The 14,105-nt window shown below is 42.6% G+C and carries 17 protein-coding genes and 1 tRNA gene; 11 read left to right on the top strand and 7 right to left on the bottom strand.

The genetic code is table 11. The features are described from left to right. Positions 1-2 precede the first annotated feature (2 nt). From DHBDCA_RS04765 to tatA, 3 genes are all read left to right on the top strand, one after another. Positions 3-971, top strand: coding sequence for a polyprenyl synthetase family protein (locus DHBDCA_RS04765; RefSeq protein WP_015043039.1), 969 nt, complete (start codon positions 3-5; stop codon positions 969-971). A 267-nt stretch (positions 972-1,238) separates the two neighbouring features. Next, positions 1,239-2,030: an SDH family Clp fold serine proteinase gene (locus DHBDCA_RS04760; protein WP_015043038.1), complete on the top strand. Its 792-nt coding sequence runs from the start codon at positions 1,239-1,241 to the stop codon at positions 2,028-2,030. Between the two features lie 68 nt (positions 2,031-2,098). Next, complete coding sequence (gene tatA / locus DHBDCA_RS04755) at positions 2,099-2,302, top strand: twin-arginine translocase TatA/TatE family subunit (protein WP_015043037.1); 204 nt, start codon at positions 2,099-2,101, stop codon at positions 2,300-2,302. A gap of 102 nt (positions 2,303-2,404) precedes the next feature. Here the strand turns inward: tatA and DHBDCA_RS04750 are convergent, their stop codons facing one another. The 4 genes from DHBDCA_RS04750 to DHBDCA_RS04745 all read right to left on the bottom strand — a co-directional run bounded on the left by DHBDCA_RS04750 (position 2,405) and on the right by DHBDCA_RS04745 (position 4,193). Then, a complete protein-coding gene (locus DHBDCA_RS04750; RefSeq protein ID WP_015043036.1) occupies positions 2,405-2,830 on the bottom strand; it encodes a CBS domain-containing protein in 426 nt (141 codons plus the stop codon). 210 nt (positions 2,831-3,040) lie between these two features. Continuing rightward, the gene (locus DHBDCA_RS15405) at positions 3,041-3,178 is read right to left on the bottom strand and encodes a hypothetical protein (RefSeq protein ID WP_015043035.1); all 138 of its coding nucleotides are present in this window, start codon (positions 3,176-3,178) and stop codon (positions 3,041-3,043) included. 49 nt (positions 3,179-3,227) lie between these two features. Then, positions 3,228-3,368, bottom strand: a complete 141-nt coding sequence (locus DHBDCA_RS15400; RefSeq protein WP_015043034.1) for a hypothetical protein — start codon at positions 3,366-3,368, stop codon at positions 3,228-3,230. 288 nt (positions 3,369-3,656) lie between these two features. After that, a complete protein-coding gene (locus DHBDCA_RS04745; RefSeq protein WP_015043033.1) occupies positions 3,657-4,193 on the bottom strand; it encodes an epoxyqueuosine reductase QueH in 537 nt (178 codons plus the stop codon). Positions 4,194-4,336: 143 nt separating this feature from the next. On the opposite strand from DHBDCA_RS04745, the gene safA reads away from it, so the two are divergent. Beyond that, entirely contained in the window at positions 4,337-4,972 is a 636-nt protein-coding gene (gene safA, locus DHBDCA_RS04740) for a SafA/ExsA family spore coat assembly protein (protein WP_015045137.1), read from the top strand. A gap of 157 nt (positions 4,973-5,129) precedes the next feature. Continuing rightward, a complete protein-coding gene (locus DHBDCA_RS04735) occupies positions 5,130-6,188 on the top strand; it encodes an acyltransferase family protein (protein WP_015043030.1) in 1,059 nt (352 codons plus the stop codon). Positions 6,189-6,216: 28 nt separating this feature from the next. On the opposite strand, the gene DHBDCA_RS04730 is transcribed toward DHBDCA_RS04735, so the two are convergent. Beyond that, positions 6,217-6,795: a flavodoxin family protein gene (locus DHBDCA_RS04730; RefSeq protein ID WP_015043029.1), complete on the bottom strand. Its 579-nt coding sequence runs from the start codon at positions 6,793-6,795 to the stop codon at positions 6,217-6,219. A 215-nt stretch (positions 6,796-7,010) separates the two neighbouring features. Between DHBDCA_RS04730 and cax the strand changes: the two genes are divergently transcribed. The 6 genes from cax to DHBDCA_RS04700 all read left to right on the top strand — a co-directional run bounded on the left by cax (position 7,011) and on the right by DHBDCA_RS04700 (position 12,917). Further along, the gene (gene cax, locus DHBDCA_RS04725) at positions 7,011-8,189 is read left to right on the top strand and encodes a calcium/proton exchanger (RefSeq protein ID WP_081580503.1); all 1,179 of its coding nucleotides are present in this window, start codon (positions 7,011-7,013) and stop codon (positions 8,187-8,189) included. A 466-nt stretch (positions 8,190-8,655) separates the two neighbouring features. Continuing rightward, complete coding sequence (locus DHBDCA_RS04720) at positions 8,656-9,222, top strand: PsbP-related protein (RefSeq protein ID WP_015043027.1); 567 nt, start codon at positions 8,656-8,658, stop codon at positions 9,220-9,222. 41 nt (positions 9,223-9,263) lie between these two features. Next, positions 9,264-10,433, top strand: a complete 1,170-nt coding sequence (locus tag DHBDCA_RS04715; RefSeq protein WP_015043026.1) for a glycerate kinase — start codon at positions 9,264-9,266, stop codon at positions 10,431-10,433. Between the two features lie 27 nt (positions 10,434-10,460). Next, the gene (locus DHBDCA_RS04710; RefSeq protein ID WP_015043025.1) at positions 10,461-11,432 is read left to right on the top strand and encodes a D-2-hydroxyacid dehydrogenase; all 972 of its coding nucleotides are present in this window, start codon (positions 10,461-10,463) and stop codon (positions 11,430-11,432) included. A 241-nt stretch (positions 11,433-11,673) separates the two neighbouring features. Beyond that, positions 11,674-12,084, top strand: a complete 411-nt coding sequence (locus DHBDCA_RS04705) for a hypothetical protein (RefSeq protein WP_015043024.1) — start codon at positions 11,674-11,676, stop codon at positions 12,082-12,084. After that, positions 12,081-12,917, top strand: a complete 837-nt coding sequence (locus DHBDCA_RS04700; RefSeq protein WP_015043023.1) for a hypothetical protein — start codon at positions 12,081-12,083, stop codon at positions 12,915-12,917. The genes DHBDCA_RS04705 and DHBDCA_RS04700 overlap by 4 nt, the downstream gene beginning before the upstream one ends. A 131-nt stretch (positions 12,918-13,048) precedes the next feature. Here the strand turns inward: DHBDCA_RS04700 and DHBDCA_RS04695 are convergent. Together DHBDCA_RS04695 and DHBDCA_RS15395 are read right to left on the bottom strand one after the other, a co-directional pair. Then, a tRNA-Leu gene (locus tag DHBDCA_RS04695) sits at positions 13,049-13,135 on the bottom strand. A gap of 472 nt (positions 13,136-13,607) precedes the next feature. Then, complete coding sequence (locus DHBDCA_RS15395; protein WP_019226506.1) at positions 13,608-13,754, bottom strand: hypothetical protein; 147 nt, start codon at positions 13,752-13,754, stop codon at positions 13,608-13,610. Positions 13,755-14,105: the final 351 nt, after the last annotated feature.

The raw sequence follows: 14,105 nt of genomic DNA, 5'->3' as shown, positions 1-14,105 counted from the left end.
AGTTGAAACGTCAGAAATTATTTAGAGAAATCAATGCAGATCTGAAAAAAGTAGAAAAGGAACTTGATAGATTTCTTAATGTCGATGATCCTATGTTTTCGCAAACTTGTCTTTACCTTCTACAAGCTGGCGGAAAAAGGCTACGTCCGAGTTTTACGCTTCTTGCCGGAAAATTTTTTGACTACCGGTTTGAGAAGCTTCTTCCTGTTACAATGGCCCTGGAAATTATACATATGGCAACATTGATTCACGACGATGTCGTTGATGCATCCCTTACCCGCCGAGGACGTCCAACCCTGACCGCAGGCTGGGGAAATACCGTATCGATGGCAACAGGGGACTATCTGCTTGCGAAGGCCTTAGAACTGATTGTGAAGATTGATAATCCCGCTGTATCCAGCATCTTGGCTGATGTCTGTATTGAGATGTGTCAGGGTGAAATTCAGCAAATTAAGACTTCCTATGATACAACGCAGACCTTGAAGCAGTATCTCTATCGCATTCAGCGAAAAACAGCGCTGCTGATCGGCTTATGCTGCAAATTAGGCGCCAAAGTATCCAATGCCAGTCCGAGACAGATATGGCTGATGAGCAAGTACGGCAATTACCTCGGTCTTGCGTTTCAAATTGTCGATGATATCCTTGATATAACTGCAAATCCAAAAGAACTGGGAAAACCAGTCGGGGGAGACATCCGCCAGGGGATCATTACCCTGCCGATGATTTTTGCATTGAAGGATTCTCCGCAGAAAGAAAGATTAAAGGAACTTTTGGGTCAGAAGACGAAAACGGATGCTGAAGTAGCCGAGGCAATCCAGCTGATCATCCAGGCAGGCGGAATCGATAAATCAAGAAAAATTGTCGAGCAGTATATAGACAAAGCCAAAGCAAACCTTCAGGAACTTCCCGATGTTCCGGCCAAGGATGCTTTAATCGAGTTGGCTAATTACATGGGTGAGCGAAGTTACTAAGGTGCGAAGTTGTGAAAAATCTGCTCACCTTCAGATGATAATTTTAGGACTCACAAGATACTAAAAAAATATCAAATTAAATTATAATAATATAATGATAGAGACGCTGCAAAACGAAGAAGTTTACTGCAGCTCTTTTTTTGCTTCAAACTACATTAAGAGCCGCCGCAGCGGCTTTGGTTATTTTTTCAAGAGATACAAACACTCATTTGTATGGAAAAAAATACTATATTATACATGAATTACTAAGTGAGGAGCTGTGTATTTTTGAATGACCAAAGAAGGAAAGTGTTATTGGAAGAAATAGAAAAGATACGGCATTCCAAAGTTATTGTCTATTTTTCTTATACACCTCTCGACGATGGAATCCTGGTTCCGTTGTATCAAGAATTGAATAAAATTGGAAGAACCCAAAAAATTGACCTCTTCTTGCACAGCTATGGCGGCGCGGTTGATACACCATATAAGGTTGTCATGCTGATCAGGGAATTTTGTGAAGAGTTTTCAGTCATCGTTCCTTTTTCAGCGAAATCAGCAGCTTCAATGATTGTTCTGGGAGCGGATGAAGTTGTGATGGGCCCAATATCCGAGCTGGGACCGATAGATCCACTGGTCAAGCATCCATTGTATAAGGACTTCTGGATACCGGTGCAGGCCCTGCGCTGCTGCTTCGAATATATTGAAGAACTCATCGAAAACAACTCGAATATGGAGGTCTCTGAGATCATCGTCAATTCGGTTTTGAATAAACTTGATCCGTGGCTGATTGGGGATTATGAGAAAGCCTTAAAGGCTTCCAGACAATATGCCGAATCCCTGCTTTCCAAATATATGCTGAAAAATGATAAGGAAAAGGTGAAAGCGGTCACGCAAAACCTTACAAACGGTTATTTTTCGCACGGTTATCCGATAGGCCGGGCCGAAGCCAAAGAGATGGGCATTTGCGTAACTGAGGCTACAGGAGAACTGTGGGAATTAATCTGGGAATTATATCTTGTCTATCAATCCATGTTTTCTGGCGAAAATGCTTGTAATTTTTCTCTTTCTACGATAGGATGATGTAGGGTAAAGAAATTGGTTTTTTGTAGAGTTCATGATATAGTAATATGAAAAGGAGGGTGACAGAAGTGCAACCTATTTTTGGAATGATTGCTCCCATGACATTAGTCATCGTTTTAGTCGTTGTGTTGATCATTTTTGGCCCGGGGAAACTTCCTGAATTGGGTAAAGCTATGGGCAAAGGCATTAAAGAGTTTAAGTCTGCGACCGATGATCTGGAAGACAGCGTCAAAGGAACCAAGGATTCGTCTGAAGAGAAGAAAGAAGTATAAGAGTCCATCGAACCATCATATGATCCATATAGAAATGTTTAGGACGTTACCGCGTTGCTATAACTGGCAAGGAGCGGCAACGTCCTTAAATTATTTCCTGGTTTATATGATTCTAAGATTATTTTCATTTAGTAGTTTCGCACAATATTCGATAATTTCGCGGCGTCGGACGATCCCGATAAAAATTCCCTGATCGTCAATCACGGGAACAAAATTCTGCTGGATCGCCCTGGAAATAAGATCATTGATCTGTGCATTGATCGAAACGGCTGTATTCTGGGTGCGTTGTTCAATCTCATCGAGGTGTATATTTTCCGTGTTGCTGAACGCCAGATCAGGGGTATTTTTCAGCTTCCAGAGGAGGTCGCCCTCTGTTACAGTTCCCGCGTAATGCCCTTTGGAATCCACCAGAGGGATTGCTGCATATCCGTGGTACTCCATACGCTCAAGCGCCTGACGCATCGTAGCATTTTTTTTAAGAAAGATAACATCTTTTTTCGGGATAAGAAAAAATGCAATATTTTTCATAGCAAAACCTCTGACACTTTTATTATGATGACCGTTTATTTAAATTATTCCATAGAAACTGCGGAATTCCTTCCCGGTTTCAAAAGCTTTTTGACGGTAGATTAAGTATCGCGGCTTAGGGGAACAAAGGGACGTATTATTTATTTCCAATCAAAAAGGGGGACAAAAGATACGTTCCTTTGTCCCTCTTTTATTAGTTTTGCCAATTTTTTAGAAGATTACACCCAGAGCAATAAGGATAAGAATCGCAATAGCGATAATACCTACACCTACACCGCCAGATATCGGAGCCATCGGGGCAACCGGAGCCACCGGGGCAGTTCTGCAGCAGCATCCATAATTGTACATCTATTTTCACCTCTTTTACAGTCAGATCAAATAATAAGATTTTAGATCCTTAAAACAAAATACCCATCGCAATCAAGAGCAGAATAATCACTGTTACAATAGCAATTCCGCAAAAATTAGGCGTACAGCAACAACCACCAACTGCGCCTTCTGTTACAACACCACCGGCAACTGCACCTTCGTAAGCCATAATCGCAAGACACCCCCTGTATAATTGGTATGAATTGGTACTTTATGCAATATATGTAAAGGTACTTGCAATGGTGTATTTTCTGACAGTCAAAAATAATCGAATAAAATAATAGAAGCTCCCGCGTCCGGGAGCTTCTTGCGCAAAGTCCAAAGACAACTGCGGCTAGATTTTATACCTAGACATCAATTATCTAGAGACTCTTCAATAAAAAATTAACATGGAAAAGCCTTAAAGTCAACGATTATAAACAAAAATCTAGTAGTTAAGTTTTGGTTATTTTGTTATTCAACGAACGGAATAAACACAGCCGCAATATTTTTGCCGGTAGAAATTTTGGGATCGGGCGATCTCCATCGTCTTTTTGTAGCCATCCTGTTTCTTGAAATTTCTGGCCAGGAATTTGAGGCAGTTTTCATCAGCAATCTTTTGACCTATCTCCAGAATGTGTTGGCTGCTTTTATGAGGGCTGATGGTCAGAGTGGTTGTAAAGATGCCAATATTATTTCTCGAAGCATACGCGGCCGTTTTTTGAAGTCTCAGAGCAAAGCAGCGGTCACAGCGGAGTCCTTTCTCCGATTCATTCTCCAAACCTTTCACTTGTGCCAGCCACTGCCGGGGGTCATAAGGATCCTCAATAAAAGATATGTTTTGGGCAGCGGCATATTTCTGCAGTTCACTACTCCGGAGCACGTATTCTTCCTCCGGATGAATGTTAGGATTGCAATAGTAGATGACCGGAGTGAAATCCGCAGAAAGCTGCTCCAGGACATAACCTGCACAGGTGGCGCAGCAGGCATGAATCAAGATCTTTTCTTTGGCCATCGTTTCAACCTCCCAATCATGATGCTAAAACATATCTCTAGGGGAATAAGTCTTACTGGCAAAATTATAGGCCTGCTGCAGCCTGAATGCAAGATGGGAAAGTTGTTCAAAATAACTGAAGGACAATGAAGGAGGTAAATTTGATGAAAAAAAATATAGTCAATCGGAATGTTATCATTCCTGCTCTAGGGTCGTTATTTTTGTTGTGTGGCCCTGGACAAGTTTTTGCTCAATCGACCCAGTATAGCGTTCAGGCCGGAGACAGTATGTGGAAAATTGCAGTACGGTATGAAATTGGATTAAGCGAATTAGCCCAGGCCAACCCGCAAATCCAAAATCTGAGACTGATCTACCCCGGACAGAAGGTTATGATCCCGAATATTGACAGCATTAAAGCCCTGGAGACGGAAGTAATCCGGCTTGTCAATGTTGAACGGTCTAAAAAAGGATTGCAGCAACTGAAACAAAATTGGGAAGTATGCAGGGTCGCAAGATACAAATCACAAGATATGATCGACAAAGGATACTTTGCCCACGAGTCTCCGACCTACGGGTCTCCTTTTAAAATGATGGAGTCTTTCGGCATCAGATTTTCAGCTGCGGCGGAGAATATCGCTTATGGTCAGCAAACACCGCAGGAAGTCATGAACAGCTGGATGAATTCTGCCGGCCATCGCAGTAATATCCTAAGCCCGTCCTATCATGAAATAGGTGTTGGAGCTGCAAAGGATAGTGAAGGTAATATTCACTGGACCCAAATGTTTATAAAGCCGCTGTAATAAGCATTGTCGGATATGTACTTTCTTAAAAATGCGGACATGGTAGCCTTTAATAAAATGCTGGTTCATCGTTTAGGACTGTGATAGACTAGTACTGTTGTTAGTCCCAGTCACATATCTGGTGACAAGGGACGATATTCAGCTGAAGGATGATTTGATGACAGTGCAGGGAATTACCGCGGAAAAAAATGATAACCGGATCATTTGGCTGGATGTGATGAAAGGAATCGGAATACTGAGCGTCGTCTGGGGACATGCTGGTCATCCGTATTCTTTTTTGATGTTCTTCTTTCATATGCCTTTGTTTTTCTTTATCAGCGGCTATCTGTATCGATCTGCCGGGGCTAGGACACCATTGCAATATCTCGTCCGGCGGTCAAAACAGCTTCTGGTCCCTTATGTATTCTATATAGTTCTGATTACGGTATTCCTGGCCGTTTTAAGTGCGCTTAAAGGCCAATCGGCCGATATCAGCTGGACAGCCTTGGTTCTGGGCGGAAGCAAGCTGGAAGGCGCTTACGGAACCTTCTGGTTTGTGACCTGCTTATTCTTTGTCCAGATATTTTTTGACTGTGTCATCCGGAAGATTCGTCCAAGGTGGCTTGTCGTGCTGGTGATCGCAGCATGTTTTGTTTTTGCCTTCTGGGAATCACGCTTTCACCAAGATTTCTTTGTTCCCTGGAATATGGATGTAGCCCTTTTTGGAATCGTTTTCTATGCGCTGGGTTTCCTTTTTAAACAAAAAAAATGGCTGGTAAATACCCAGCTAAACAAAATCATTCTTTTATTATCAGCAGTCTTTCTTGTCCTGTTCTTATACGCCTATTTTCAGGATTACCTGAGGTTTGGTCTGGACTTTAAGCACCGTCAGTATTACTTTTTCGGTACGAACATCCTTGTGCCGATGGCTGCAATCCTGTTGATCTCCGGCCTAAGCAGGATGCTAGCCAATTGGACGTTTTGCAGAAGGGTATTAAGTTCCCTGGGCCAAAGCTCGATGGCGATCATGTTTCTTCATTTGTTTGTGAATTCAGTGATAGGCGGTTTTATTACGATTAGTCCTTGGCGTTTTCTTATTATCGGAATATTATTCCCTTGGCTGTGGTTTGAATTTGCTTCGCGAATACCTGGTCTGCGGTTTCTGGCCTTGGGAATAAATCCTAAAAGACCGGCCATTGGTATTGGAATCTCAGGCAGATCGGATAGAAGCATCTGAGAAACTGCAGTAACATTGTTGTTTATGACTATTCCTGATTGATCTTCTTTAGAAGCCAGGCCATATTTTTGCCAAGTGTCTGAAATGTCCGGATGCCTTCCTCGTCCTGCTGCACATTCCCGGGTTTATGGGCAAGTGTCATATTCCAGTAGCTGGAACCTACGGTGATCATTTCGGTGATGCCAAAGAATAGATTGATCGAAGAAAAAACGAAATTTGTACCAGCTCTCCGGGCAGCCACAACGGTGGCACCAACTTTTCTGGTCAATAAACGGCCATTGGCCCCGTTAACGATGCCGCAGCGGTCAATAAAGGCTTTGACTTCGGGGGTCATGTTGCTGAAATAGCTTGGGGAACCGATCAGAATGCCGTCAGCTTCAAAGACTCTTTGTAGAATCGGATTCAATTCGTCGTCATGGCCCGGGCAGCTTCTGTCTGTGCTTTGAGCGCATTTTCCGCAGACCTTACAGCCGAAAATCGGTTTTCCCCCTAATTGCAGCAGTTCGGTCTGAATGCCCTCCTTTTCTAATTCCTGAAGAACGATTTTAAGACTTTGAGCCGTATTTCCATTGGGTTTTGGGCTCCCATTAAGTGCAACAACCAACATGGCATGTTCCTCCTGATTTTGGGTGTTTTTTTGATTATTCAGATTCTTTTTATGTAATATAATTGTAATGAATAATTCGAGATCAACAGTGGTGTTTCCTGCAGCGGATTTTAGAGACGATCAGTACCTGGGGAAACCCGCTAAAGCTATAATGCTGATGGTAGAGGGGACATTCAGAATCTTTGTCTGACACTACTTTTGTTTAAGAATTGAAAATGTATCTCATTTTGTATATAATGGCAGTTAGCGCTTTGGGTCTTGTACAATCAAAACCAGCTGGAACTTATATTCGCGGAACTGCAGCCCGGAGGGACTATAATATTCTAGCATATTCGAAAGGAACGAAAAAAGTGAAGATTTTACGTTACATGCTTATATTTGTGCCGATCACTTTTGTAGGTGAATTTTTGCACTGGACACCAACCCTGATGTTTGTCTTGACAGCACTGGCCATTATCCCTTTGGCTGCGCTGATGGGCGAAGCGACAGAGGAAATTTCCTTCTATTCAGGGGCCAAGATAGGTGGGTTTCTGAATGCAACGTTTGGCAATGCGACAGAACTGATTATTTCTTTCTTTGCGTTAAAAGCAGGTCTTTTTGAGGTTGTCAAAGCATCCATTGCCGGATCAGTCATCGGTAATATTTTACTCGTGCTGGGTGCCAGCATGCTCTTGGGCGGAATCAAATACAAGTCCCAGCGTTTTAACCAAAAGGTTATTGACAACAGTGCCAGCATGCTGTTATTTGCGGTTATTGGTTTAACGATTCCAGCTATTTTCATGCATACGCTGGATCCGGCACTCCTGAGTACGCGTTATGAGGGACTCAGTGTCATTGTCGCAGTCATCATGATTCTCATCTACATTTTGAGCTTAGTCTTTTCTTTTTACACGCACAAAGATATTTATTCGGTCGACCACTCCCAGGAAAGCTCTCCAAAGTGGTCCATCAAAAAAGCAGTTGCCGTTTTGGTCGGAGCCACTGTGCTGATCGGGCTGGAGAGCGAGTTCCTGGTCAGTGCTGTTGAGCCAATGTCGGAAGCGATCGGGCTAAGCGAATTTTTCGTCGGTATTATCCTTATTCCGATTATTGGTAATGCTGCTGAACACAGCACGGCGATTGTCATGGCAATGAAAAATAAAATGGATGTCGCTGTTGAGATTGCAATCGGGTCAAGCCTGCAGATCATCTTGTTTGTAACGCCTGTATTGATTTTCCTGAGTTTGCTGTTTACACCGATGAGTATTGTTTTTAATGAATTTGAACTTGTAGCCCTTATCTTTTCGGTTCTGATTGCCAACAGGGTAGCGACAGATGGTGAATCAAACTGGATGGAAGGGGTTCAGCTGCTAGCAGTATATTTGATTATTGCTGTGGCGTTCTTTGTTTTGTAGGATCCAGCTTCTTGATCCTATGATTTAGGTTTGCAGATTCTGTGAGGGTACGTAATGTGCCCTCATTTTTTGTGGGCTTATACTGCTTAATTGCTTAAGTGCGTGCTAAAAGGCTTTTGGGCTTGTCTGCGTGCCACAATACCACTTTCGGCCGTTGCGTCCTCCTTGACGCAAAAGGCCGCGCTACGCAATCCTTGCTCCGCTTGTCGTGGAACTGTGCCACGCAGACTAATCGATAGTAATTGGGGCTTGTCTGCATGAAAAACTTGTACTCCATATATATTTTCACAATGAAATCTTGTGTTATCGTTAAGAATAATTTATTAAAATTAAAAAATGCAGACATTGATAATAAGCGCTAACGGGTTAAAGGTGATTCGTATATTTCATCCTCGTTTGATATTGTATCAGGGAATAAAATAATGCTATGATAAAGCTGATTCCGGAAGGAAGGGGAGGGGTAGCTATGAAACGGTTTGGTTTCTATTTAATAACTTTGGTTTTGGGACTGGGAATTTTGACGGCTGGCTGTGCAAACAACGATCAAATGAATGGTACGAATCAGGAAACAAATCAGACAGGTCAGACAAACGGCTCAAACGAGGCAAACGAAGACAACAATCTGGTGATCTATCAGAACACGGTGTATGGCTTTAATTTTACGTTGCCGGACAGTTGGAAGGGCTACTCAATTGTAACTGAGCAATGGGAAGGTATTGCTGTGGATGGTCCGCAAAGCGGTCAAGTGATTGAAATGGGTCAGCTCATTCGGATTCGTCATCCGCTATGGACTTCGGAGCAGTCTCGTCAGGATATTCCGATTATGATATTTACACTGGACCAATGGACAGACTTACTGAATGAAAAATTCAGTGTTGGTGCGGCACCAATGCCGCCAAGCGAGCTCGGCCGAAATTCCAGATATGTATTGGCGCTTCCTGCGCGTTACAATTATGCTTTCCCCGAAGGATTCGAGGAAGTGGAGGATATTCTCGCAAACAGTCCTTTGGAAGCAACTGAAAACTTTAAGTAGGGAATGTCGGATTTCTTGCTTGAATTTTTTGGGAGGGTATCATGAAAATTGTTGTTGCACCTGACTCTTATAAAGGCAGTATGAATGCGCTGAGCGCTGCCAGGGCAATCGAAAGAGGCATTCGGAACGTTGAACGGGATATTGCTGTAAAATTGATCCCGATGGCTGATGGCGGCGAAGGTACCGTAGAGGCGATAATTGCGGCTTTGGGTGGTGAGATCATACCTGCCAGAGTGAAAGGGCCTCTGGGTGAAACGACGGATGCTTTTTTTGGTTTGTTAGAAGACCGAACAACAGCTGTGATTGAACTGGCAGCGGCGGCAGGCTTAAATTTAATTCCTGCAAAGCTTAGAAACCCTCTGCTGACGACATCCTATGGTGTTGGAGAGCTAATAAAGCATGCCTTGGACACTGGAGCTAAAAAGTTAATTTTGGGTATCGGCGGGAGCGGCACGAATGACGGAGGAGCCGGAATGGCCACGGCCTTAGGGGTAAGACTCCTGGACCGGCATGGTCAGGAGATTCGTTTTGGAGGCGGCCATCTGACTGAAATAACGGATATAGATTTTTCTGGCTTTGACCCCAGACTGAACGATATGGAAATAATGGCTGCATGTGACGTGACCAATCCGCTATGCGGACCGCAGGGGGCCTCGGCAGTCTATGGCCCGCAAAAAGGAGCAACACCGGAGATGGCTGCCCTATTGGACAAGAATCTCCGGCATTATGCTGAAATCATTCAGAAAAGAACCGGCCTTCAGGTGCGGGATATACCCGGTGCCGGAGCTGCAGGAGGTGTTGGAGCGGCTCTGATTGCTTTTCTGAAGGCGGATCTGCAACCCGGTGCGCAGCTCATAATGAGGGCGGCAGATATGGATAAAGTTCTGACCGATGCGGATTTAGTCATAACAGGTGAGGGTTTGACCGATTACCAGACGCTCTTTGGCAAAGTGCCGCTGGCCGTAGCTGAAAAAGCTGTAAAACATCAAGTCCCAGTCGTCTGTTTGTCCGGCGGGCTGACGGAAGATGCCCAACAGCTTTACAAACATGGTTTTTCCGGTGTATTTAGCATTACGGAAGGGCCTGTTAGCCTGGCAGACGCAATCCGGAATGCGGAAGCGCTGCTGGAGAGGGCTGCTGAAAGGATCCTGCGTCTGTACCTGGCTGGACGATCATTCCAGCATAGAGGGTCATACTCAAAAGATCATTAACGCTCAAAATCGTACAGGGAGGACACTATGAAGATCGTCGTTTTGGATGGATATACGCTTAATCCCGGAGATATATCATGGAGCGGGCTGGAAAGGCTTGGGGAGCTTACCGTCTATGACCGCACCGCCTATCATGCCGGCAATGAAGATTTGATCATGGAAAGGATTGACAGGGCGAAGATTGTCTTTACCAATAAAACACCTTTATCCAGAACAGTGCTGGAAAACGCACCTGATTTAAAATTTATCGGGGTTCTCGCAACAGGCTATAATATTGTCGATGTTGAGGCAGCCAAAGAAAGAGGAATTGTCGTAACGAATATTCCAGCCTACGGGACGAATTTTGTCGCGCAGATGGCAATTGCGCTGCTACTTGAAATGTGCTGCCATGTCTGGCCGCACAGCGAATCGGTTCGGAGAGGAGAATGGTCCGGCAATCCGGACTGGTGTTACTGGAACTACCCGCTCATAGAACTGGCGGGAAAGACCATGGGAATCATCGGTTACGGCAGAATTGGCCAGGCAACTGGAAGAATAGCTCAGGCTTTGGGGATGAGGATCCTGGCTGTTGACAGTAATCCCGATCCGTCCTTGGAAAGCCCTGATATGAAATATGCCGATATGGATACACTACTTGCTAAATCCGACGCAATCATGCTGCACTGCCCGTTGTTTGAAAATACTAAAGGAATCATCAACAAGCAGAGTATTGCTAAAATGAAGCCCGGTGTGATGATCGTGAACAATGCAAGAGGACCTTTAATTGTTGAGGAGGATTTAGCCGAGGCCCTGAACAGCGGAAAGGTTGCCGGAGCCGCGTTGGATGTTGTGTCGACAGAACCGATTCAAATGGATAATCTGCTGCTTCAGGCCAAAAACTGCATTATTACACCGCATATTTCCTGGGCCTCGCTGGAGGCAAGAATCCGGCTGATGGATTTGGCTGTGCGCAATCTGGAACAGTTTCTGGCAGGGTTTCCCGAAAATGTGGTCAGTTGAACCGGTAATCGTTTAATCATATAGTCACACAATTGTCACAATTGAATTGTATAGTAACGATGTAAACTTTTTCGTTTCATTTTTCTATCCCATTATTGGCCCGGCTTTGGTCGGGTTATTTTTTTAGATGATAAGCGGAAAAAGATTTTACATTTTACTGGAAAATTAATGACAAACTTGATTAATTCCTTTATTATGTAAGATATGTAAAATATTCTATGGTTTAAGGTGGATACATCGTATGGCTAGAGTAAACGTTCCATATATTATGGCGTGTGAAGATGTCATTAATGAAAATGAATCCTTAACTTACAAAAACATTCTTTTCACAAAAACAATCAAAGCTTTGTTTGAAAAAATATCTCTTAATATTGTCGTCGGAGTTCAAGTTTTTGAGTCGGAAGACGCTGAAGAAAATGAGGGTGATATCATACTTGAAATGACAGTAAAAGATGATAAAGATGAGTATGTCACCAAACTGCCGTTAAAAATTGAAATACCAACAGGAACAAAGGATATTTCGGTAAAGATCTTATTTAACGATATGCTCATAAAATCACTCGGATCATACAAGTTTGTTGTCAGTAAAGGGAGGAAGAAGCTCAACGAATATCGAATATTAATAACGATGGAAGAAGGAGAAAAAGAATGAATACGCTCACAATGGATGTAGACTTTAATAAAATATCAAAAGCTAAAGCTTCCCCTGAGAGTAATCATTCGGATTTTATATCTGCTATAAAAAGCTTCACTTCACCAAATAATATAGAATTAATATCTAGCGCGGGAATTCATGGGCTGAATGTTGATGCTTATGAAAAACATGAAGTTTTATTTGCCGAATATACAGTGATTTTTACGGATGAAAAAAGTTTTGAAATAAGGTCAGGGTATAAAGAACCAAAGTCATTGAATAAACATAATAGTGTTCTATCAAGGATTGGTGGTGCTATTATGGGATGGCTTGCTTGTTCTCCAATTGAATCTTTCGCTGAAGAGATTAAAAATTCTTATACGCAGCATGTCGGCTTAATTGCCTCTCTAGCGGCTCTAGGTTCTGCTTTTGCGGCTTGGACTGGTATTCCTATTTTTAGTATTATTGGAGGGTTTATTGGACTTGCCGTTTTTGACGCAGTAATAAGCTTAATACCTGGAGCGGTTAAAGAAGGGAAGGAGAAAGATCATAGCTTACAGGCCAAGCTATGTGCTTTTTGTGTAAACTTAGCAGCAATTATGGTTGGTGTTATTGCCCATAATTACTTTGTCGACTTGACTTCCGGGCTAAGTAGCATTGAATACTATCCCGCCAAAGTCGTATCCAATGTCCATTATTTAATTGTCTTTTGGGTAGGGATGATTTATGTTACAAGAGTCATCGGATATGTAGCAAAAATAAATAAGGTACCGCTTCCATGGTTTGCCAATACACTGAAAGGAATTGGCTCAAATAAAGAAAAAGGAAAAAAGGCAAATAAAGATCTATAATCCCGGCAGACCATCGTCAGGCGGGAATAGATACCACTGAATTTAATAAAGATAGGATAATAAGAAAAAGACCCGATCAAGGGTCTTTTTTTATCTGGTGTATATCTTGGTGTATATGATTGATTTCAAACTGGTGCGGCCGAGAGGACTTGAACCTCCACGAGCGTTAGCCCACTAGTACCTGAAACTAGCGCGTCTGCCAGTTCCGCCACGGCCGCATCGACAGATTACATTATATTTGATGGTTCTATGCTTTGTCAACACAAAAGCGTAAAATACGTAATTGTTCGTTTTTCTGAAACCATTAGTTATAATTAAATCCCCCTGAGTGACTATTTTGTACTGAAAAGATGATTTAGCTTAATGTTAGTTATATCTTTTTTATAGTCCGAATAAGTAAATTAAGCATATAATACATTACATATATTACCAACAGCTTAGAAAGGAGTGTTAAGAAATGTTCTTCTTCCCATTATTTGCTGGATTTGCTCTTGGAAGGTTATGGTCTCGTAACTACTATTGGTAAAATTTCTTATAAAGGGGCTAAGAGGTTAATTCCCTTAGCCATAAACATATAATGAATTAACCATGAAACTTAATGGAGCTTACGGTGCATATGGATTGCTATAACCAAAGAAAAGAAGGGCATTGAAACCCCACTTTTCTTATTTCATTGAAATTTTTTAGAATTTAGAAGATAACTCCTAAAGCAATTAAAATTAATATTGCAATGGCAATGATCCCGACTCCAGCTCCGCCATAAATAGGAGCTACGGGAGCAACCGGAGCTACAGGTGCCATAGGTCTGCAACAACATCCACCGCCGTATCTAAACATAATATTCTCCTCCTTTCAAAATTGATTAAAATTAGAAAACAATACCCAAAGCGATTAACAGAAGAATAATTACAACAACGATTGCAATACCACAACCACAACCACCGAGACCTCCTGCTGCGCCCCCAACTACTCCATCATAAGCCATTTTGGATGCCCCCTTTCCTCATAAAGAATAAACAGCTAGAGAATATAGCTCATAAGAATATCATAAGAACTTTATAGGCCAACCGATCTAATTTTATTTAGAGCCATTAACGTGTAAGTTAAATAAGTTTATTCTCTAGTGTCCTTACACTATATGAGACACGGCTAAGAAATGGCACTATATGGAAAAATGATAATGACTGC

This window comes from Dehalobacter sp. DCA, from assembly GCF_000305775.1.
Lineage (GTDB): Bacteria > Bacillota > Desulfitobacteriia > Desulfitobacteriales > Syntrophobotulaceae > Dehalobacter > Dehalobacter alkaniphilus.
Note: the sequence above shows the minus strand (reverse complement) of the source record. Positions and strands in the feature narration are given on the sequence as shown.

Coding starts and splice junctions, on each gene's coding strand:
- cax (WP_081580503.1), top strand. CDS start 7,011: ATGTATCTCATTTTGTATATAATGGCAGTTAGCGCTTTGGGTCTTGTA.
- DHBDCA_RS15400 (WP_015043034.1), bottom strand. CDS start 3,368: ATGGCTTACGAAGGTGCAGTTGCCGGTGGTGTTGTAACAGAAGGCGCA.
- DHBDCA_RS04750 (WP_015043036.1), bottom strand. CDS start 2,830: ATGAAAAATATTGCATTTTTTCTTATCCCGAAAAAAGATGTTATCTTT.
- DHBDCA_RS04735 (WP_015043030.1), top strand. CDS start 5,130: ATGACAGTGCAGGGAATTACCGCGGAAAAAAATGATAACCGGATCATT.
- DHBDCA_RS04715 (WP_015043026.1), top strand. CDS start 9,264: ATGAAAATTGTTGTTGCACCTGACTCTTATAAAGGCAGTATGAATGCG.
- DHBDCA_RS15395 (WP_019226506.1), bottom strand. CDS start 13,754: ATGTTTAGATACGGCGGTGGATGTTGTTGCAGACCTATGGCACCTGTA.
- DHBDCA_RS04720 (WP_015043027.1), top strand. CDS start 8,656: ATGAAACGGTTTGGTTTCTATTTAATAACTTTGGTTTTGGGACTGGGA.
- DHBDCA_RS04700 (WP_015043023.1), top strand. CDS start 12,081: ATGAATACGCTCACAATGGATGTAGACTTTAATAAAATATCAAAAGCT.
- DHBDCA_RS04710 (WP_015043025.1), top strand. CDS start 10,461: ATGAAGATCGTCGTTTTGGATGGATATACGCTTAATCCCGGAGATATA.
- safA (WP_015045137.1), top strand. CDS start 4,337: ATGAAAAAAAATATAGTCAATCGGAATGTTATCATTCCTGCTCTAGGG.
- DHBDCA_RS04705 (WP_015043024.1), top strand. CDS start 11,674: ATGGCTAGAGTAAACGTTCCATATATTATGGCGTGTGAAGATGTCATT.
- DHBDCA_RS04745 (WP_015043033.1), bottom strand. CDS start 4,193: ATGGCCAAAGAAAAGATCTTGATTCATGCCTGCTGCGCCACCTGTGCA.
- DHBDCA_RS04730 (WP_015043029.1), bottom strand. CDS start 6,795: ATGTTGGTTGTTGCACTTAATGGGAGCCCAAAACCCAATGGAAATACG.
- DHBDCA_RS15405 (WP_015043035.1), bottom strand. CDS start 3,178: ATGTACAATTATGGATGCTGCTGCAGAACTGCCCCGGTGGCTCCGGTT.